The sequence below is a fragment of the Mesorhizobium sp. WSM4836 genome (genome assembly GCF_055811815.1).
In genome coordinates, this window is the sequence record NZ_JBVVQF010000026.1 from 14023 (window position 1) to 31539 (window position 17517).

At 58.7% G+C, this 17517-nt stretch carries 16 protein-coding genes; 10 read left to right on the top strand and 6 right to left on the bottom strand.

The window, feature by feature from the left end:
- Window positions 1–4 precede the first annotated feature (4 nt).
- Both AC0L2P_RS25885 and AC0L2P_RS25890 read right to left on the bottom strand, forming a co-directional pair.
- A complete protein-coding gene (locus AC0L2P_RS25885; RefSeq protein WP_473505288.1) occupies window positions 5–319 on the bottom strand; it encodes a TrbC/VirB2 family type IV secretion system protein in 315 nt (104 codons plus the stop codon).
- Between the two features lie 18 nt (window positions 320–337).
- Window positions 338–1015 carry a lytic transglycosylase domain-containing protein gene (locus AC0L2P_RS25890; RefSeq protein ID WP_473505290.1) on the bottom strand — a complete coding sequence of 226 codons (678 nt, stop codon included), beginning with the start codon at window positions 1013–1015 and terminating at the stop codon, window positions 338–340.
- A gap of 88 nt (window positions 1016–1103) precedes the next feature.
- On the opposite strand from AC0L2P_RS25890, the gene AC0L2P_RS25895 reads away from it, so the two are divergent.
- The 3 genes from AC0L2P_RS25895 to AC0L2P_RS25905 are packed head-to-tail and all read left to right on the top strand — an operon-like array spanning window position 1104 to window position 2423.
- Window positions 1104–1724, top strand: coding sequence for a cystatin family protein (locus AC0L2P_RS25895; RefSeq protein ID WP_473505291.1), 621 nt, complete (start codon window positions 1104–1106; stop codon window positions 1722–1724).
- Window positions 1725–1761: 37 nt separating this feature from the next.
- Window positions 1762–2262, top strand: coding sequence for a thermonuclease family protein (locus AC0L2P_RS25900; RefSeq protein ID WP_473505293.1), 501 nt, complete (start codon window positions 1762–1764; stop codon window positions 2260–2262).
- Entirely contained in the window at window positions 2259–2423 is a 165-nt protein-coding gene (locus AC0L2P_RS25905) for a hypothetical protein (protein WP_473505295.1), read from the top strand. The genes AC0L2P_RS25900 and AC0L2P_RS25905 overlap by 4 nt, the downstream gene beginning before the upstream one ends.
- Here the strand turns inward: AC0L2P_RS25905 and AC0L2P_RS25910 are convergent.
- Window positions 2420–2767, bottom strand: coding sequence for a hypothetical protein (locus tag AC0L2P_RS25910; protein WP_292626818.1), 348 nt, complete (start codon window positions 2765–2767; stop codon window positions 2420–2422). The two genes, AC0L2P_RS25905 and AC0L2P_RS25910, sit on opposite strands and share 4 nt — an antisense overlap.
- A 144-nt stretch (window positions 2768–2911) precedes the next feature.
- Here AC0L2P_RS25910 and AC0L2P_RS25915 point away from each other — a divergent pair, with 144 nt between their 5' ends.
- The 4 genes from AC0L2P_RS25915 to AC0L2P_RS25930 are packed head-to-tail and all read left to right on the top strand — an operon-like array spanning window position 2912 to window position 6041.
- Window positions 2912–3541 (top strand): response regulator, encoded by a 630-nt coding sequence (locus AC0L2P_RS25915; protein WP_127222541.1) that lies wholly within the window; start codon window positions 2912–2914, stop codon window positions 3539–3541.
- A gap of 4 nt (window positions 3542–3545) precedes the next feature.
- Window positions 3546–4250, top strand: a complete 705-nt coding sequence (locus AC0L2P_RS25920) for an FkbM family methyltransferase (protein ID WP_473505298.1) — start codon at window positions 3546–3548, stop codon at window positions 4248–4250.
- Entirely contained in the window at window positions 4240–4797 is a 558-nt protein-coding gene (locus AC0L2P_RS25925; RefSeq protein WP_473505300.1) for a hypothetical protein, read from the top strand. Before AC0L2P_RS25920 ends, AC0L2P_RS25925 begins: the two co-directional genes overlap by 11 nt.
- Entirely contained in the window at window positions 4794–6041 is a 1248-nt protein-coding gene (locus AC0L2P_RS25930; RefSeq protein WP_473505302.1) for a sensor histidine kinase, read from the top strand. Before AC0L2P_RS25925 ends, AC0L2P_RS25930 begins: the two co-directional genes overlap by 4 nt.
- Before the next feature lie 618 nt (window positions 6042–6659).
- On the opposite strand, the gene AC0L2P_RS25935 is transcribed toward AC0L2P_RS25930, so the two are convergent.
- From AC0L2P_RS25935 to AC0L2P_RS25945, 3 genes are read right to left on the bottom strand one after another with little or no spacing between them, the layout of a single operon-like run.
- Window positions 6660–7973, bottom strand: coding sequence for a molybdopterin molybdotransferase MoeA (locus AC0L2P_RS25935; RefSeq protein WP_473505304.1), 1314 nt, complete (start codon window positions 7971–7973; stop codon window positions 6660–6662).
- Window positions 7974–7986: 13 nt separating this feature from the next.
- A complete protein-coding gene (locus AC0L2P_RS25940) occupies window positions 7987–8418 on the bottom strand; it encodes a c-type cytochrome (protein WP_473505306.1) in 432 nt (143 codons plus the stop codon).
- Window positions 8415–8666 (bottom strand): Rieske (2Fe-2S) protein, encoded by a 252-nt coding sequence (locus tag AC0L2P_RS25945; protein WP_473505416.1) that lies wholly within the window; start codon window positions 8664–8666, stop codon window positions 8415–8417. Before AC0L2P_RS25945 ends, AC0L2P_RS25940 begins: the two co-directional genes overlap by 4 nt.
- A gap of 1705 nt (window positions 8667–10371) precedes the next feature.
- Here AC0L2P_RS25945 and AC0L2P_RS25950 point away from each other — a divergent pair.
- From AC0L2P_RS25950 to AC0L2P_RS25960, 3 genes are read left to right on the top strand one after another with little or no spacing between them, the layout of a single operon-like run.
- Entirely contained in the window at window positions 10372–14190 is a 3819-nt protein-coding gene (locus AC0L2P_RS25950; RefSeq protein WP_473505308.1) for an NACHT domain-containing protein, read from the top strand.
- A complete protein-coding gene (locus tag AC0L2P_RS25955) occupies window positions 14177–16495 on the top strand; it encodes an AAA family ATPase (protein ID WP_473505309.1) in 2319 nt (772 codons plus the stop codon). The genes AC0L2P_RS25950 and AC0L2P_RS25955 overlap by 14 nt, the downstream gene beginning before the upstream one ends.
- A 2-nt stretch (window positions 16496–16497) precedes the next feature.
- A complete protein-coding gene (locus AC0L2P_RS25960; protein WP_473505311.1) occupies window positions 16498–17436 on the top strand; it encodes an HNH endonuclease family protein in 939 nt (312 codons plus the stop codon).
- The last annotated feature ends 81 nt before the right edge of the window (window positions 17437–17517 follow it).

Here is a 17517-nt window from a genome sequence, read left to right on the forward strand (position 1 = left end):
CGGCTCACGCGGCTCCAGCGGTGGACCGAATGGAATCGACCAGAGCTGCGGCGCCAAAGACCAGAGCGATACCGATGATGATGGAAAGCGCCATCATCCACACCAGCCTGCCGGTCATGGCGAGGAAGCCGAGAAAGCAAACTGCTATGATCCCGAAAGATCGGGCAATGCTGCCCTGCAGCACACCGACGAACCATTCCAGCACGCCCTCGACCGGGGCGGCTGATTGCGCGTATGCGCTGGCCGGCGCGAGCGCCGTGCCGATCGCCGCGGCGGCCATAAACTGGACGGCGAACTTGCCCGCCTTTTTATAATCCATCCTCGTCTCTCTCCTTTTTCAGTTGCCAAAATCCATGACGTGTCCGTCTTGCCAGGCGACGCCATCGACCGCGCCGGTCGCGGCTGCAGGACGATCATCAACAGGGTTGGGAATGGGGGCCTTGATCAGCTTGCGGAGCTTCCAGCGATTGAGCACCTTGACCACGTATTTCGTGGTCTCGTCGTTCACCGGAATGCCGTTGGCTTTGTAAACGTTCTGCTCGCCTGCATTGTAGGCCGCCAGCATCAACAGCGGATCATGGAACTCGTCATAAAGCGTTTTCAGATAGCGGACGCCGGCACGGATGTTGGCTTTGGCGTCACATCTGTCCGTTACACCGAGACGAGACGCTGTGGCCGGCATGAGCTGCATGATGCCGAGAGCGCCCGCGCGAGAGGGCCCTTGATTGCCGCCCATGTCGCTTTCTGCCCAGGCAACCGCTTCGGTCAGATCGGGATCGAAGCCTTCTTGTTCGGCGATCTGGCGCACCAAGGCCGCGGCCCGCCCGCGATCTGCTGGCGCACACCCGCCGCCGATTGTCGAACCGTGATCAGTGTCCGAAAAGGTCGAGACGGCCGGGCGGGCCGGCAGAGCAAACGCCGCCGCTATGCGCGTCGAGGTCGTGTTATCCGCATGTGCGCCGAATGGCGCCATGGCGGCTGAGAGAGAAAGCGCAAGGGCGACCCGGTTTTTCATTGCGCCACCAATTTTGACACTTTACTATGGGTACATGGTGCCAAAGTAAAGTGTCAAGACGAGAAGCAGAGTCGAGGCCATTTTTCCGATGAAGCAGTTTTTCTTCCTCGCGGCATTGTTGGTCCACAGCACCGTCCTAGGCGCCGCCGATCTGGGCACGAACGAGCCGCATCCATTCGAGCAGCCGTCGACCGCGTATCTGCAGAAGTTCGCCAAACCTGGCGAAAAGACCTTCGTCTACGAGCGCTACGACGCACGCGGAGGCCTTTTTCAGCGCGACGTAACAGCACTAACCAAGCCGGTGGAGATCAAGTCCGCGACCGAACGCGTCATCAACGGCGTCACCTATAGGCTGCGGGGCCTCACGGCCTGCCCGAAGCCCAAGATCACCTACAAGGCTGAGGAGTGGGATTGCACGAAGGCCGTGCGGGACTACGACGACGCTGTCTATAACACCCGCGCATCCGTCGTGTTGTGCAAGACGCTGGTCCTGAAAAGCCAGCCCGGCGTTCCGGACCCGGTTTCGTGTTTTGCGCTCGTCGGGGCCGGCAATGCCAACGATCCCTATTCGGTCTCTTACGACGACGATTCCATGGTCTTCTTCGACATGGCTGCGATCGGCCGCAACAAGGAGGGCAGGTCCCTGCGGCCGGATCTCGAACATGCCTTAGATCTCGGCAAGCAGTTCCAGACCGATGAAGCGAACTAGCCTCGCCGCGCTTATCACACTCGCGAGTGCTCACGCCGTGAGCGCCGAAGGCGACGCGCCAGCAAGCGCGACAGCCGCTCCCTTCCTCGTGTCGAAAAGCGTCGAACTGCTGACCGGAGATACGTGGCGCGACCGCGGCAAGCTCTACCGGCTTTATGGCGTGCAATCATGCTTGCGGGGCACGATCGCCCTGGATGCGAAGGGCAAGGAGCTCGATTGCGGCAACGTCTCGCTCGCCCACCTGGCCGCCCTTTTTTCGACGGCGGCCGTAACTTGTCAGCCTATCGCCATGGCCCTGGACAATGCGACTTTTGTCGTGTGTGGCGCGAAACTCGACGGCAATACGATCGACGTTGGGACGGCCCTCATTGCGGCCGGTTACGCGTTCGCCGCCACCGACGCGAAAGGCAACGCCGTCAACGGCAACTACCTCGTGGCCGAGGTCAACGCGAAGATGAAAGCGGATGGTCTTTGGGCGATAAGGTTTCAACATCCCATCGAACTTCTGCTGAAGGGGGCAGGGGAGCGCAATCAATGAACCACGAGGATCAATCGAACCGCTACTACTACCCTGTCGAGGGTCGCACAGACGGTGCGATAGCCGGGGCGGTCGTATTCGTTGCCATCATTGCGGTGCCGGCGCTGGCCTGTGCCGCATGGCACGCGTTCGCGTCTTGGATGTCCGCCCTCTTTTCTTAGATTTGAAAGTCCACGAAAGATCGCAGCAGCTCATGCAAGTCATCCGCATCCACGTCGCACCAACCGTCGTTCATGAGCCGCGCGAAATATGCGGCCTTCATTTTCAGCTCGCAAACATCGGCAACCGGCGCCATCGCTGCCTGGCGGCGGACAAGCGCCTCGTCCGCCATCACGGCGTCAAGCCGTGGTCCGATCAGCGCGGCCTCGGCCTCTTCGGCCTGCATCAACCGTTTTCCGAGACTCTCCACCTTTGCCACGGCATGGCGATGCGCCGCGATCAGATCCACGACTCCATCCGCCTCTCGTGGCTCGCCATTGCTGCTGCACACAAGTTGGATCGGCATCGACTGCTCCGAGTGGTTCGGCTCCTCCCGCATAACAAGACTGTCCCGGTCCCGCCGCGGAAAAAAGGGATGATGGCATCCCTATTTTTCCGTCGCAAAAGATGAAAACCTGCCTGCCAAGTGATCAGTGAGGACCTGCCGCCAGTGTTTCGCGCGCTCGTTGTCGAAGATCAGAATCTGATGCGGCTGGCGCTTATGGACCAGATTCGGGCGAGTCTCGGAAATTGCGTTGTCCTTGGCGCCGAGACATTGGAAATCGCTGCGCGAGAGCTTCGGAGCGCAGAGTTCGATCTGGTCGTCATTGATCCGGGACTTCCCGGCTTCGATCCGACGCTGGACGCTGATCGCGTTGCCGTCGTCGGCACAATCATCGAAGCCTCGCCAAGCGCGATCCACATCGTCGTGACAGGCTCAGACAGCGATTCTGAGGCCGAAATTTTTCGTCAAATCGGCGCGGCCGGCTATCTCGGCAAGACCGGGCTGGAGCCCGGGGTGTTTAATGACGTGCTCGACGACATTTCCACCAACGGATTTGCAGTTCGGCTTTCGCGTGTGGCGATGACCATGCCCGACGTTCGGTATTCCGTACTGACGCCAAGAGAACAGGAAATTATCGACATGATGACCCGTCGCGAGCCAGGCATGACGCGTACGCAGTTTTATCAGGTAATGGCGGATCGCCTTGGCATCGATCCCAGCTCGGCGGAAAAATATTACAAACAGGCGCGGGCAAAATTGATGAAGAACGGACACAGGCTACCGCAGGGTCTTTGATCAGATGTCATTGATGACCGTCCATGGGGTCAAGGTGCCCCTGCGCCCTGACGACGTCTCACCTGTCATCTGGCAGGCCCTCGACAACGAAACCTATGAAGCCAAGGAAGCCAAGTGGATATCGAAGGCCGTGAAGCCCGGTGATCGCGTTCTGGAACTCGGGTCAGGCATCGGCATCATCACCTCGCTTATCGCTCAGATCCCGGACGTTCAGGTGTGGGCCTTCGAAGCAAATCCGGCGTCGGTTGCCCTTGCCAAGCGCGTCGTCGACGCCAACGATCTGGACAACGTCGTGCTACTGAAAGGGATTCTTGCAGCCGGTCCGCCACGCCCATTCACCTTTTATCTCCGCAAGGACCTCTGGATGTCCTCGATGGACAAAGATCAGGGGCCTTACGAGCGCGAAATGATAATTGTCTCGACTGACGCCGACGACTTCATCGTCCAGCACGGCGCCAACGTCCTTGTTATGGACATAGAAGGCGCCGAAAGGGAACTCTTGCAGCACGCCAAGCTCCCAGGCATAGAGCGCGTCTACCTAGAGCTGCATGATCACTTGTATGGCCTGGACGGAATCCGCGATATCACCCAGGCATTGGCGCTAAAAGGCTATGCGTATGATCCCCGCGGGTCCCGCGGACCGTGCGTGCTTTTCGCCAAGGACGACGGCCCACGCGAATATGAAGAGGTTGAATCAGATGCGGCTTGATACTCTTGCTTCTTGTCTTGCCTTCGCAGTCGCCATGACTGTTGTCGGGCCAACGGCCGGCAAGGGCGCCCTCGCGGATCCCGATACACTCACACTCGAAGATGCATCGGGCAAGGCCATCCAAACCCTTACCGTCGAGCAGTTGAAGACCGAATTTCCGCAACAGACCTACGATACGCGCACGCCCTGGACGAAAGAGGACGAGAAGATCGTCTATCGGGGGCCCCTGCTGAAGGACATATGGGCGAAAACCGGGCTCGCCAACGTCGCTAAAGTCAAGGTGGTCGCCTACGACGACTTCGTGTCTGAACTCCGCATGGACGAGATTCAGTCATATGCGCCTATCCTGGCGGTCGAGCGCCAATGTACAAAGGATGACCGCAGCCAAGGACGATGCAAAGGCGATCAGCAGTTCCGCCCCATCACCATGAACGAGAAAGGTCCGATCTTCATGGTCTGGCCCTTCGATCGCCTGCCCACCTCCTATGTCCCAGCCCGTAATGCTATCTGGGTCTTCTTCCCGGTGGTGCTGCGCGCGGACCAATGAGATTCGGAACCAGCCGCTTTTTTGCTGCCTTGCCTTATCTCGGGCTGGCGCTCGCCCTCCTCCTCAGCACTTGGGCATTCGTCCGATCGGACCGCTACAGGCAAGAGACGGACGAGATCCTCAACCAGACCTACGAGATTCAGTGGCGTGCGACCCAGGTGCGCGAGCGGCTTGTCAGGGTCCATGGCTATATCCGTCTCGCCGACGAAGCCGGCAAGCTCGATCCTGACATCAACCGGCAAATGGCTCTTGTGAGCGTCAACATCGCTCAGCTTCTGGCGCTGCCGTACCTGCAGCATTTCTTTCCGCAGAAAGACATCGAACTCCTGGAAAACGTGCGTCGGACAGTCGAGCGAAACGTCGCGCCGATCGTCGAAGCTGGTTCCAACTATGCGGATGCCCTCGACCACATGACCAATCTCGAACAGGACATGTACGAGATCTCTAGCGCCACCGTTGATCACAGCACGACGCTCCAGGAAACTGCTCAAATCGATATAGCCGCATCCCGCAACTGGTTCATGTTCGCGATTGCGCTGGGACTGGTCGCGATCTTCTATCTCATAACCCATCAGCGTCACGCTTACGTCAGCCGTCGCGATCGACACATGCGCTCATTCGCCTCGCTGTTCGCGCATATGACCCGCTCCCGCGTCACCGCTTTGCGACTGTTTCTGGAGGGCACCGGTTCGGAGCAACCTCCGAGAGAAGAGATGTTGAAGGCTGCCCGCAGTGCGGCGAATGAGCTCGAATCCATCAATGACGGTTTGCTCAAGATCGCCTTTTTGCAACGAGATTCGCATGTCCTGCCGCTCGCCAAGCTTTTGCTGGACCTCAAAGATCGGGACGGCATCGTGCAGCTGTCAGTCGATTCCGAGGCGGGAACACAAGCCGTGCCGGCAACCCAGTTTCAACTGGTGCTGAGCGAGCTCGTGCAGAACGCGCTCACGGCGGTCGAAAACACCGACAGGCCGAGCGTTGTCGTAAAGGCGTCGGTCGTGCACCGGCCTATTTTTCGCCGCAACGTTCTGTTCCTGGAAGTCGCAGACAACGGTGTTGGCATGACGCCAGAAGTCCTGCGCAAAGCAAAGACGCCCTTCTTTTCGACCCGGGCCGGGAATCACGTCGGCCTGGGCCTCACCGGCTGTTCTCAGATGGTCGCCACACTCAATGGTAGGCTTTTCATCGATAGCAAACCCGGAGCGGGCACTGTCGTCAAGGTCCGCATCCCAATCGGTGCATAATGATTGGCCTCATGGGGCGCCGGCGGCTCAGAATAGTTCAGAGTCTCCCGCCCAGTTTTAATGAGACGGGTTGTGTAAGTAACATCGATCTGTATGACTGAGACTTAAAGTAAGTATACCGCTGCAATACTGATCGATTGTATCTTAGATTATGATCGAAACGACTTGCATGTAGCGAGATTCATATCTTGCAATACAACAAATAATAACTTTGACCGAAGATGTGGCGGCGATGTAGAAATGTCGCCGGCTCTGCAAAGTAGAAATGTCGCACCCTACGTTTGCGAGGGGGCAGGGTCCAGCAAGTTAGAAATGCGACAGCGACGCACTTCCTGGCGCCGACGTGAGTGCCCGATCGGGCGTCAGCTGGTCGGGGTTGCGCAGCCCGGTCGGGTGCGACTCATTCGAACTCCCTAGCTTTAGCTTTGAGACCTTGCTGTGGAGTCAGTCGCAATGGAGTTGACATACGTGTTCTTGTTTTGTTCCGATCTATTTATCGGTTCGCCGCTAGCGCGACTAGGAACACATGCTGACGAGACCTGCCTGCTTATCGCAACTCGGGCGCGGCATCAGGATTTGCGGTGGCAGGCTGACCTCTCCCCGCAGACTCGCCCAATGCTAGGTCCCAAACGGCTCGTAGCGTAGCGGCATGCTGTATTTGATTTCGGCGGCCTCAGGCGGCAGGAGTGCGATGCCGTCGGCCAACGCAATGGCCATCAAATTGGGCGAGGATCCACGTTCAAGCATCTCCAGCACAGGTTCACCCCTTTCGGTGCGGCCGGATATGCGAACGGGCACAAACTCGGTTTGACCTTGCCGCTTTTCGCAGTTGAAGCCAGCCACCGCCGGGAACCATTGCGGCTGGGTCTCGGCGAGGCCTGCCAGCCTTCGCAAGGCAGGCCGGACAATCTGCCGGAACGCTATGAGCGCCGCGTTGGGATTGCCCGGCAACCCTGCAAAGGCTGTTTTCCTGATCCTTCCGACCTTCAGCGGCTTGCCCGGCCGCATCGCGACGTTGAGGATGTCAAGGTCGGCTCCATGAGCCTGAACAGCCGCCACCGTATGGTCTTCCTCGCCTGCCGAGACCCCGCCTCTGGTAACCAGGGCATCACAGGACGTGACGGCGCGGAGCGACAACGTCTTTGAGGAGCCCCAGGCTGTCGGGGACCATGCCGAAGTCGACGATATCCGCCCAAGGATACCCGCCAGCAACGAGCTCAGCATGATCTGATTGGAATTGTAAATCTGACCGTGCTCAAGGGGTTCACCCGGTTCTTTCAATTCGGTTCCTGTCGAGAGCAGTCCTATCCGGATTTTTCGAAGCACCTGGACGTCGACGATCCCCGCCGCTGCCAACAAGGTTAGATCCCTGGCGGAGAGGCCCTTGCCCCGCCTTATCAGTTCCGAGTCAGCGCTGACGTCCTCGCCAGCAAAACGGATGTGATGGCCACGACGGGGCCGCTCATATACCGTGACGGTGTCGCCAATTCGCTCGCAGCCCTCTTGCATGACCACGGCGTCGAAGGTCCACGGAACGGGTGCTCCCGTGAATATCCTGGGTGCAGTTCGGGGGTCGAGGTTCTCAAGAACGCGTACATCGCCGGCGACCACCCGTTCAGCGACACAAAAAATCCAAGGCCCTTCCCCATCGAAATCCGCCGTTCGAACGGCAAATCCGTCCATGGCCGAATTATCGAACGGAGGCAGCGAAATAGGCGAGCATATATCGGCCGCGCAAACCCTCCCCAATGCACCGACGAGCGAGACCGTTTCCCTATGTCGAACAGGTTTGGCGAGCGCGATGGCTTTGGCTACCGCCGTCTCGAACGGGATAGCTTCGCCACTCTGCCCGGCAGAACAGTCGGCTTTCAAACCAGGTTTGGCGGCGTGAAATTCGATCGCTCTCTCCTTTGCGTTGTTCTCGAAAGGCAACGGCCAAAGGTTTCTAACCTGACACGCTCTTGAGATAGGCGATGACGTTTTTGACGTCCTCGGGATTCTGGAGACCAGGGAACCCCATTTTGTTCGCCGGCACTTTCGCCTTGGGATTTGCCAGATATTCCATCAGGTTCGGCTCATCCCATACGAGGCCCGCAGAGCCCACATCCTTCATGGCTTTCGAATAAGAATAGCCAAGGACGGTCCCCGCTGTCCGGCCCACGACGCCTTTCAAGGTTGGCCCGACTTTGTTCGCTTCGGTATCAGCGCTGTGGCAGGCGGCACACTTTTTGAAGACTGTCTTTCCGGCCTCGATATCCTGGGTCCGCGCGACCGGAGGCAGTAACGCCAAAACCACTGTGGCACCGACGAACAGATATTTCACGCAAGCATTCCCCGATTGGAGATACGGCAGGCGGTCGATATGTTTATAAGTCATGATCCAATCCTCTCTTGAAGTACGTTGCTCAGCCGGCCGTAAAGGAGCTCGTCGACCCCCTCGGCGTAGAGTTCAGACGTGCAGCGCGCGTATTGGGGAATATTGGCCGTCGACTGTCCCCAGATCTGCTGCCCTCCGGCATCAGCGTCAAAATGTGAGTATTGGCCGGAATAATTGAAGGAGTGGTCGTCGCCGTTGTAGTTCAATGGGAATCCCTTGTGCGGGCACGTGGTCGAGAATCCGACAATGTCGCCGTCCGGTCCCGCACCGTCTGGTAACTGACGTCGAGGGTTCGTTCGGCTTCAGCCTGTTGTATTCGATGAGTGCCAGCCCCGGTGCAGACTTTGTCTGAGTCTGCGCAGGCAGTGCCACAGCTATGGCCATTCCTGCATCGGCAAACGTTCCTCCCCTTAGAGATTGACGGCGGCCGATGTCAGGCAGCTTTTTGCAGCAATTCATGCGTTCCCATCCATTAGGTGAAATGTTCTCGCAAATAGCTCTGCAACGCTTGTGCCAACCGGAAAAGCCGGCGCTTTCTTGAAGTCTCACCAACGACAGATAATTCTGGACGGCATACCACTGTGCCGTTCAGAATTATCTGGCGTGTCCGGAATTAAGCCGATCTTCCGAAGTCGTTTCCGCGCTCGTGCAAAAGCTTGAGCGCATCGCTGCCGCACGACATGACACGAAGCGTGGTCTCGATTCGGGAAAGACAATGCTGCCAACGCCGTTGGTAACGGCAGCGCAGCTATGGAGGAGGTGCCAAAGCGCGCGAAGGGAGGTGTTCTCACCGTGGATAACAATCGCTTCGTATGCGTCGGCTCCCTCAACCTTGTGTTCGGCGCCGATCCTCCCGCGTCGGTTGAATGACGCGCACCTCCAGCGAGTGCCCTCGCCAGTTGCCGCGCAGGCAGGCCTTCCAAATTGCCTGTCGAGAGATTCCTGCCAACTTGGCGAGCAGGTTGAGTGGCACGTACTCTTTCCTCGACATCGTGCGCTATTCCCTAGCGGCAGAACAGAACCACCGAGTAACAGCTGGAGTTATATCTGTCGTGACAATCGCACCTGGCATCGCCACGCAGCCTGCAAGGCGCGCCTGAAGGCGCACGGCTGGACCTTGGTCGAAAGGGCTGCTTCGGTTTACCAATCCTGTCGTCTTGGGTTGACCAATCCGTTGTCGACCGTGAGCGGGTTTACCAATAAGGGCGGCTATATTCACGCAAATCCAATAACTTAATGCCAATCCAGAATTAACTGTCATTGAGGCCATTGGTAAACTCGATCTTTGGATCGGAAACTCCTACCTTCAGCCAGAAAACACTCCTGTTTTCAATCGCATAGGCCACCCACAAGCGACCCATAATTCCGGACTGGTAAACCCCGTGAAAGGCCAAATAATTCCGGACGTCACAGCGACTTTCGAATTATGCGACTTTCGAAGCACAAAAGGCGAACATGTGCGTTTATCCCTGGCTCCGTTCCGCCGCTCCGGCGAGTACTATTGATGGCGACGATAGGGCAGGCAGCGGACCGAGCTTTCGGAAACGCGATCGGAAAGCCGCCATGTTCATGGCCGGTCTACTCGGAAGTGCCACTGAGACGAGAACGCAATGCGAAGGATTGATTCACATCGAGGCGATTTTGTCTGCCGATCGACCACTGTTAATTAAGGATCTGTTGCAATGACCACGTTGCGCCATTGCAGATGTTTACCTTTCGCCGACCAACCGCAGCTATGCAGATGATCTTGCTCAGGCAAACTTGACTTTAGTCGAATAGTTGCTCCCTAAGATCGCGGTGCCAAACATCAAATTTTCCGTCGTCTCGTCATCAGAAGACGCCACAAATGGCTTTTGGAGGTAACATGCGATTCAGGTTCTCTCCTGCTTGGTTCGAAGCGCGCATCCACGTTGATGATGAGCAACCGACAATAGATGCGGAAATCGCCCGATAATGCGGTCTGTCCCGTTAACGCGCAAATTCACGATTATCCCCGAGCCTTACCAACGCGACGACGTGCCACTCGACGAGGTTTTGCCAAGCCTTGGACAAGGTGATCGTAGCGGCTGGGATAGCCTTGTCGGTCAATACCGAGTTGTCATCCTCGCCGATGCCGGTGCTGGCAAAACCCATGAACTGAGGGCGTCGGCCGAGCGCCTTGCGGCCGACGGCAAACCCGCGTTCTTCATTCGCATCGAAGATATTGACGAGACTTTTGGAAAAGCCTTCGAGGTTGGAACCGAGGAGGCATTCAATGCCTGGCTTGTCGACTCCGGCGAGGCTTGGTTTTTCCTCGATTCCGTCGACGAGATACGACTGTCGGAGCAGCGCGCGTTCGAGGTCGCCATACGCGCATTCGCGGCGAGAATCCGCAACGCGCGCCATCGCGCACACATTTACATATCGAGCCGACCCTATGCCTGGCGAGCCGTCGTTGATCGTGCGCTCATCGATGAAGTTCTGCCGTTTGAGGCACAGCGCCAAGAGGACACCGGTGAGGCCAGTCAAACTGACGAAAAAGCGCTGAAGGTCGAGACTCAAAGCAAGTCCGGTGACACACCAAATCCACCGGCCTTCCACCTCTACATCCTCGCGGCGCTCGACGAGGCCGACATTCGCCAGTTCGCTGCGTATCTGGGGGTCGGCAACATCGATGCCTTCCTCGACACGCTCGAACGCGGGGGCCTGCTGCCGTTAGCGCGCTTGCCCTTCGACCTCCAGGATCTCATTGCGACATGGCTCGAGACCGGAGCCCTCGCCAGTCGGCTGGCGATCCTGCAAGGCGGGGTCCGTCGGCAGTTCTTGCGTGACTGGGCCGCAGTCGGTGCGCCGGCGCTCAATTTCGAACGAGCCTCCAGCGCCATCCGCCTTATCGCGATCGCCGCGATACTGACCGGCGTCCCCAATATCCGGCTGCCAAGGTCAACCGCAACAGGGGCGCTCGACGCCGAAGCCCTGCTGCCAAGTTGGGAAAAGCCGGAAATCGAAGCGCTACTGACGACCGGCGTATTCGGTGACCCAATCTACGGTGAAGTCCGCTTCCGACATCGTGAAGTCCGCGAATTGTTAGCCGCCGAATGGGCGGCTGACCTGTTTGGCCGCGTGGGTGGTCGGGGGCACTTTGACGTGCTTCTTTACCGCACTCAGTATGGTGAGGACATCTTGCCGCCGAGACTACGACCGCTTCTTCCTTGGCTCATTCTGTTCGACAGCGTAACACGCGACCGCGTCTTGGCAACGAACCCTGAAATCGCGATCGAAGGAGGCGATGCTGCCCTGCTGCCGCTTGCGGTCCGCCAAAAGTTGCTTGCGACGTTGATCGATCAGGTGATCGCGCCGACCTCCAGCCTGCGGGGATTGGACAATAGCGCAATAGCGCGAATTGCCCAGCGCGATCTCGAAGATCAGGTGCTCGCACTGATCGATCGACATAGAACCAATGATGATGCGCTCTTCGTACTGGGCCGTCTTGCATGGCAGGGCGAGATGGCTGGATGTGTCGATGCCCTGGCCAAGATCGCGTCCGATCCGGCGCGTGGCATTTATTCCCGCCTCGTTTCGATCCGCGCGGTGGCAAGGGTCGGGACAGCCAAGCAACTGTATCGGCTGTGGCGGGAGGTCAACGCAAATGAGGAGACGTTGCCCCGCCGGCTGCTGGCGGAATTCGCCGTCCATGCGCCGGCAGACGCCGTTACGGTTCGACTTCTGCTCGCGTCAATCGAACGGCTCGAAGCTCGGACAGAATTCGAGGTTACCGGGCTTACCCAAGGGCTTAACAGCTTCGTGGGCCGCCTTCCTCTCGATCCTGGCGAACCAGACAGTGGGCCACTTGCGTCACTCGTCGCCGGCTTTCAGCTGTTCCTCTCGCGCGAACCGCATATTGAACGCGGCGAATGCCGAGTATCAAAGGAATGTCGGTGGCTGATGGGCCCGGCGCTGTACGGCATCGAGCGCCTCACAGTTGCGAGGTCGCCAGCCGCCCTGGCGCAACCATCGCTCGCCATACTTGCCGCTGCGCCTGCCTTGCGCTTCTGGCATTCAGACATCTACCAGGATCGCAAATCCTCGGTTGGCGAGCTCGTTCCGGCGTGGGCCGAACTGAATGATAGCCTCTTTTGGTGGACCGTCATTGAGTATCGTGCCGCCGAGACGGCTACCGGCGGGGTGCTTGACGATGACTGGCCGATCAGCTGGGTGGGTCATTTCTGGCTTTTCGATGCCTCGAGTTTTGCGCGAACACTTGCGTGGATCAGGCAACGCGATCTCGCCGATGACCGTCTTGTGGCACTTTCGCGCACGTTCCGGACCTATGAACAGAATGGTCGCCCTCCTGTCTGGCTCGGCCAACTCCGAGACGCGGTGGCCGGCGATCCGGTGCTTGAGGCGGCGCTCGAGGCAAGGCTCAACCCACCGATTTCGGAAAAATCACGCAGCCACCAGGAGGAAGAGCGTAAATATCGCATCGAGCGCGAGAACCGCGACCGGACGCTAGCAAGCAACAGGGCTCGTTTCGTGGCCGAGGTCATCGCCGATCCCGAAATCATTCGTGCTCCGCCCGGCGTAAGGCCAGGGAAGCTGAGCAATGGTCAATATAATCTGCTGCGGATGATCGAGGGCGACGGCATGAGCGGAAGCCGGGCCCGCGGAGCAGACTGGCAATCTCTGATCCCAGAGCTTGGCCCCGAGGTGGCCGAGGCTTATCGCGATGCAGCTGTTGCCCAATGGCGCGCATATAAGCCCGGCCTGCGATCAGAAGGTAGCAACACCACTTCGATCCCGTATGCTCTCATATTTGCCATGGCTGGCCTCGACATCGAACTTGGCGACGATTCGAAGCCGAAACTCGAGCTGCGCAACGCTCGCCGTGCATTTCGCTATGCCATATGGGAGCTCAACGGTTTCCCGCGCTGGTTCGAAGCACTCTACCGTGCCTGGCCCAAGGTCGGCCGCGCTTTCATCTGGAAGGAGGTCGAATGGGAGCTTGCGAACAGCCCCGCCGACGAGCCGCTTCATTATGTCCTGAGCGACCTGGTGTACTATGGCTCCTGGCTTCACACTGAAATCGGGCCGCTGCTGTATAACTGGCTTGAGAACCATCATCCGCCGAACCAGGACTGCCTTCGCTACTGCCGTACCATCATCGTCGGCGGTGGGGCCACGCCTTCTGAGTTGGCGGCGCTCGCTCGCCGCAAGATCGGCGACGTCACGGTTCCGGAGAGCCAGCAACCAACCTGGTACGCGGTGTGGGCGGACTGCGAACCGGCGCCGGCGATTGCTGCGCTCGCCAAGCTTTTGGCATCTGGCACCCTTGCAGACCGGACGCAGTTTGCGCTTGAATTCGTCGTCGGGCTGCTCGGCGGCCGCCGTGAAAATAGCCCCATCTTCGGGAATTTTCGCGCCCCGACCTACTTAAAGGACCTTTATCTGGTCATGCACCGCGTCGTCCCGGTCGCCGATGACATCGATCGAGCCGGAAAGGGGGTCTATTCGCCGACACTTCGTGACGACGCGCAAGATGCGCGCGAGCGTCTATTAGCGATGCTGACGGAAATTCCCGGCGAGCTGACTTACCGGGCGATTCTCGAGATCGCCGAGCTTCATCCCGAGCCGCGCTATCGCGATTATATACGCGCTCGCGCCTTTCAACACGCAATCACTGATGGTGATCTGCATTCCTGGACGCTTTCGCAAGTTGTCGATCGCGTCCGGCAGTTCGAGGCGATGCCTTCTTCGGATCGCTCAATTGGCGGGTTGGCAAATGCAGAGAATTGACCGCCCCGAACAAGCCCCTCTGATCCTGCGCTCTCAAGTAGCCGAGGACGCGCGGCGACGGATGCGCGAGTTTTGGGCGCTCGAACGACAGCGTCGCTCCCAGACGAGCGTGCCTGCACCAAGCATACCGGCGAACGACGAACAGGTCGTCGACGCGGTGAGCGCGTTGACTGGGGGTCGCTGCGCCTTTTGCGAAGCGAGCGACAAGCTTCTCGTCCATCGCTTCCGCCCAGCGGGAAATGCGCTGCCGCTGCCCTCGTCGAGTGATGCACATCTCTACTATCTCTGGCTCGTCGATGCCTGGCAGAACCTCTACCCGATCTGCACGGGCTGTATTCCGCCAGAGCCGCAATTTCCAGTCGTTGCTTCTCGCGCGCCTGTCCCGGTGCTTCGGCAGATCGACACCTATGTCAAGAATGCCAACGGATTGTGGCCATCCTTTCCGCCCAAGGAAGATATATTGCTGCTCGATCCGTGCCGCGATCGTGAGTTCGAAAAGCATCTTTTGCCCAAACTCGACGGCGAATTGATCGGCGAATCGAAAAAGGGCGAGACTACGGTCCTCGTCTTTAATCTGAACCGCTCTGATCGTCGCAACCAGCGCTACCACGCCTACCAGATGCTGATCGGTCGGTTGACCCGGCTTATTGCTTCACCTGACCTGCAAAGGGAGCATCCGGACTGGCAGGAGCTGTTCGACTTCGCAGCAACGGAATTCGGCGGCACCTGGTTCCTCTTGCTGCGCCGGCTCGCGCGCTGGATCGGCGGTTCGAGCGGCGTGCGTGTGCGCAGCTCGCGAACGCAGATCCGCGCGTTCTTTCTCAGGATGGCCAGTGAGCCCGACGCCGAGCAACGTCTCGAATCCGCGCTCGAAGCGATCGCGCGGGAAGACAATGGCCTGCGTGCCGGTCGTTGGACGGTCGAATCAGTCTATTCTGTCCGGGCACCGATTGCTTCTGTCCAAATCACCAATTTCAAGGCGATAGAGCAGCTCGAACTGAGTTTCGCAAAACCGGTCGAGACACCTGGGGGTATGTCCTATCGGCGGGCACCATCGCTCATCATTCTCGGCGAGAATGCGACCGGTAAAAGCTCGATCCTCGAGGCGATCGCACTTGCGGTCACCACGCCGGCCGCGCGCACCGCACTTGATATTTTATGGTCGCGTTTTGTGCTCGACCCCACACAACTTGGTCAGGAGCGCACGCGCGGCGGCCAAAGGCACGCCAGGGTCCAGGTCGCGCTCGCGACCGGGCAATCCGTTAGTCTGGCGATAGAACAGGGAGCCGCTGTCGTGCGCAGCGAGCTCGGAAACCAGCAGGTGCCGGTGTTCGCCTATGGCGCGTTCCGACGCTTCCACACGGCCAGCAGGCGGCCGGCCCCACACAAGCATATCCGAAATCTGTTTGATGGCAGTACACTGTCCAACCCCGAGCCCTGGTTGAAATCGCTGCCGCAAGATCGCTTCAACATGGTCATTCGAACGCTGCGCGATCTTTTGTCGATCGAGGGCGATTTCGACGTTATCCAGCGCGAGCGCGGTACGCGCCAACTGCGCATGGTCACTTCAATCACCGAACCGAACGGCCAGGTCCGCTATAGCCGCGCCCCGCTGCAGTCGGTTTCGTCAGGCTATCGGTCGATGCTGGCGATGCTGTGCGATATCATGCGTGGCTTGCTCGACCCACAAGTCTATGAGGGGTTCGAGAGTTTCCAGACAGCTCAGGGCGTTGCGCTGATCGACGAAATCGAGGCGCATCTTCATCCGCGTTGGAAGGTTCAAGTCATGACTAGCCTGCGTGCAGCACTCCCCGGCATGTCGTTCATAGTCACGACCCACGATCCGCTTTGCCTGCGAGGCATGGGCGAAGGAGAGGTGGTCGTACTGCAACGCGTGGCCGCCGCTGACAGCAGCCGCGAAACCCAGATGCCAATCGTTGTGGAAAAGGTAGAGGGACTACCGTCCGTCGCAGATCTAAGGATCGATCAGTTGCTGACTTCCGATTTCTTCCAACTTCTGTCCAGCGACGATGCCGCATCGGACCGTCGGCTCGCGCAAATCGGAGATCTCATCAGGGCGAAAGCTGAAGGTGAACGGCTTACCGATAGCGACCAACAGATCCTTCGGCAGTTCGAAACCGACATAGCTACAGCGATCCCGGTCGGCTCAAGCGAAGTTCACCGAATAGTGCAGGAGGCGGTCGCGGAATACCTCCAGCGTCGACGCATTGCCAGCAGCGTGACGCTCAAACGATTGCGCGACAAAGCCAAGGCCGAAATCCTCGCGGCGCTCGAGGCGCTCTGATCGTGCGGCGCGTCAAAAGATCAGCGGTCGACACCCCGAAATCGCTGCTCCCGGGTGCGGCGGGAGAGGAGGAATTGGAGGCCGCCAGAGCGCATCGGGATAATCCCGACCCCGAAAAGAAGGCATTCAAGTATCGCGTCTACAAGAGAGCCGATGTCCAGGCGGCGCTCGAGGCGCTATTCCACGGCAAATGTGCGTATTGCGAAACCTCATACGCTGCATCCGCGCCAGTCGATGTTGAGCACTACCGACCCAAAGGCGCCGTTGCAGAAGACGAGGCGCATGGCGGCTATTGGTGGATAGCGATGGACTGGGAGAACCTTCTTCCAAGCTGTATCGATTGCAATAGGCGAAGAGGACAGAAGCTATTTGTCGTCTCGGAAAGTCTCGCTGCTTCAGCCGCAAATGCCAAACCGGTTGCTGGCCAAGCCGGAAAGAAGGACAGTTTTCCACTGGCGGCGATTGGCGCGCGCGCGGTCTATCAGGCAACCGATTTTACCGGTGAACACGCTCTGTTGATCGACCCCTGCCGCGACGATCCCAAGGCCAGCCTTATGTACAGCTTCGATCCGGCGCACCCTGCTGGGCTAATCGTGCCTAAGGGTGACGCCGGTCAGAAAGTGCGCGGCGCGACATCGATTCAGATATACGGCCTTAATCGACTGAAGCTGGTTCAAGATCGGACCCGTTTGTTAAGACGGCTTGAATTCCTTGGTGATTTGGTACTTGAACTCGCAGGCTCAATTGAGGATTTGGAGGCGCTGCCTGTGGCCACTGCCCTTGTTGGCACTCCGGCGGAAGGCATTGCATCGAAACTAAGACTATTGCGAGATCGCACGTTGGCCGAACTAAAAGCTGCGACAGGCGATGGCGAAGCCTATTCGTCGATGGCTAATGCTTGGCTGGAACAGTTCAAAGCGCGGTTTCGTGACGCCGAATGATGGATCTGCTGCACCCACAGTGTGCAACGACGCCTCAACGTTGGGGTAGGGCTTTCAAGCCATGGTGTTGACGAGGTCTTG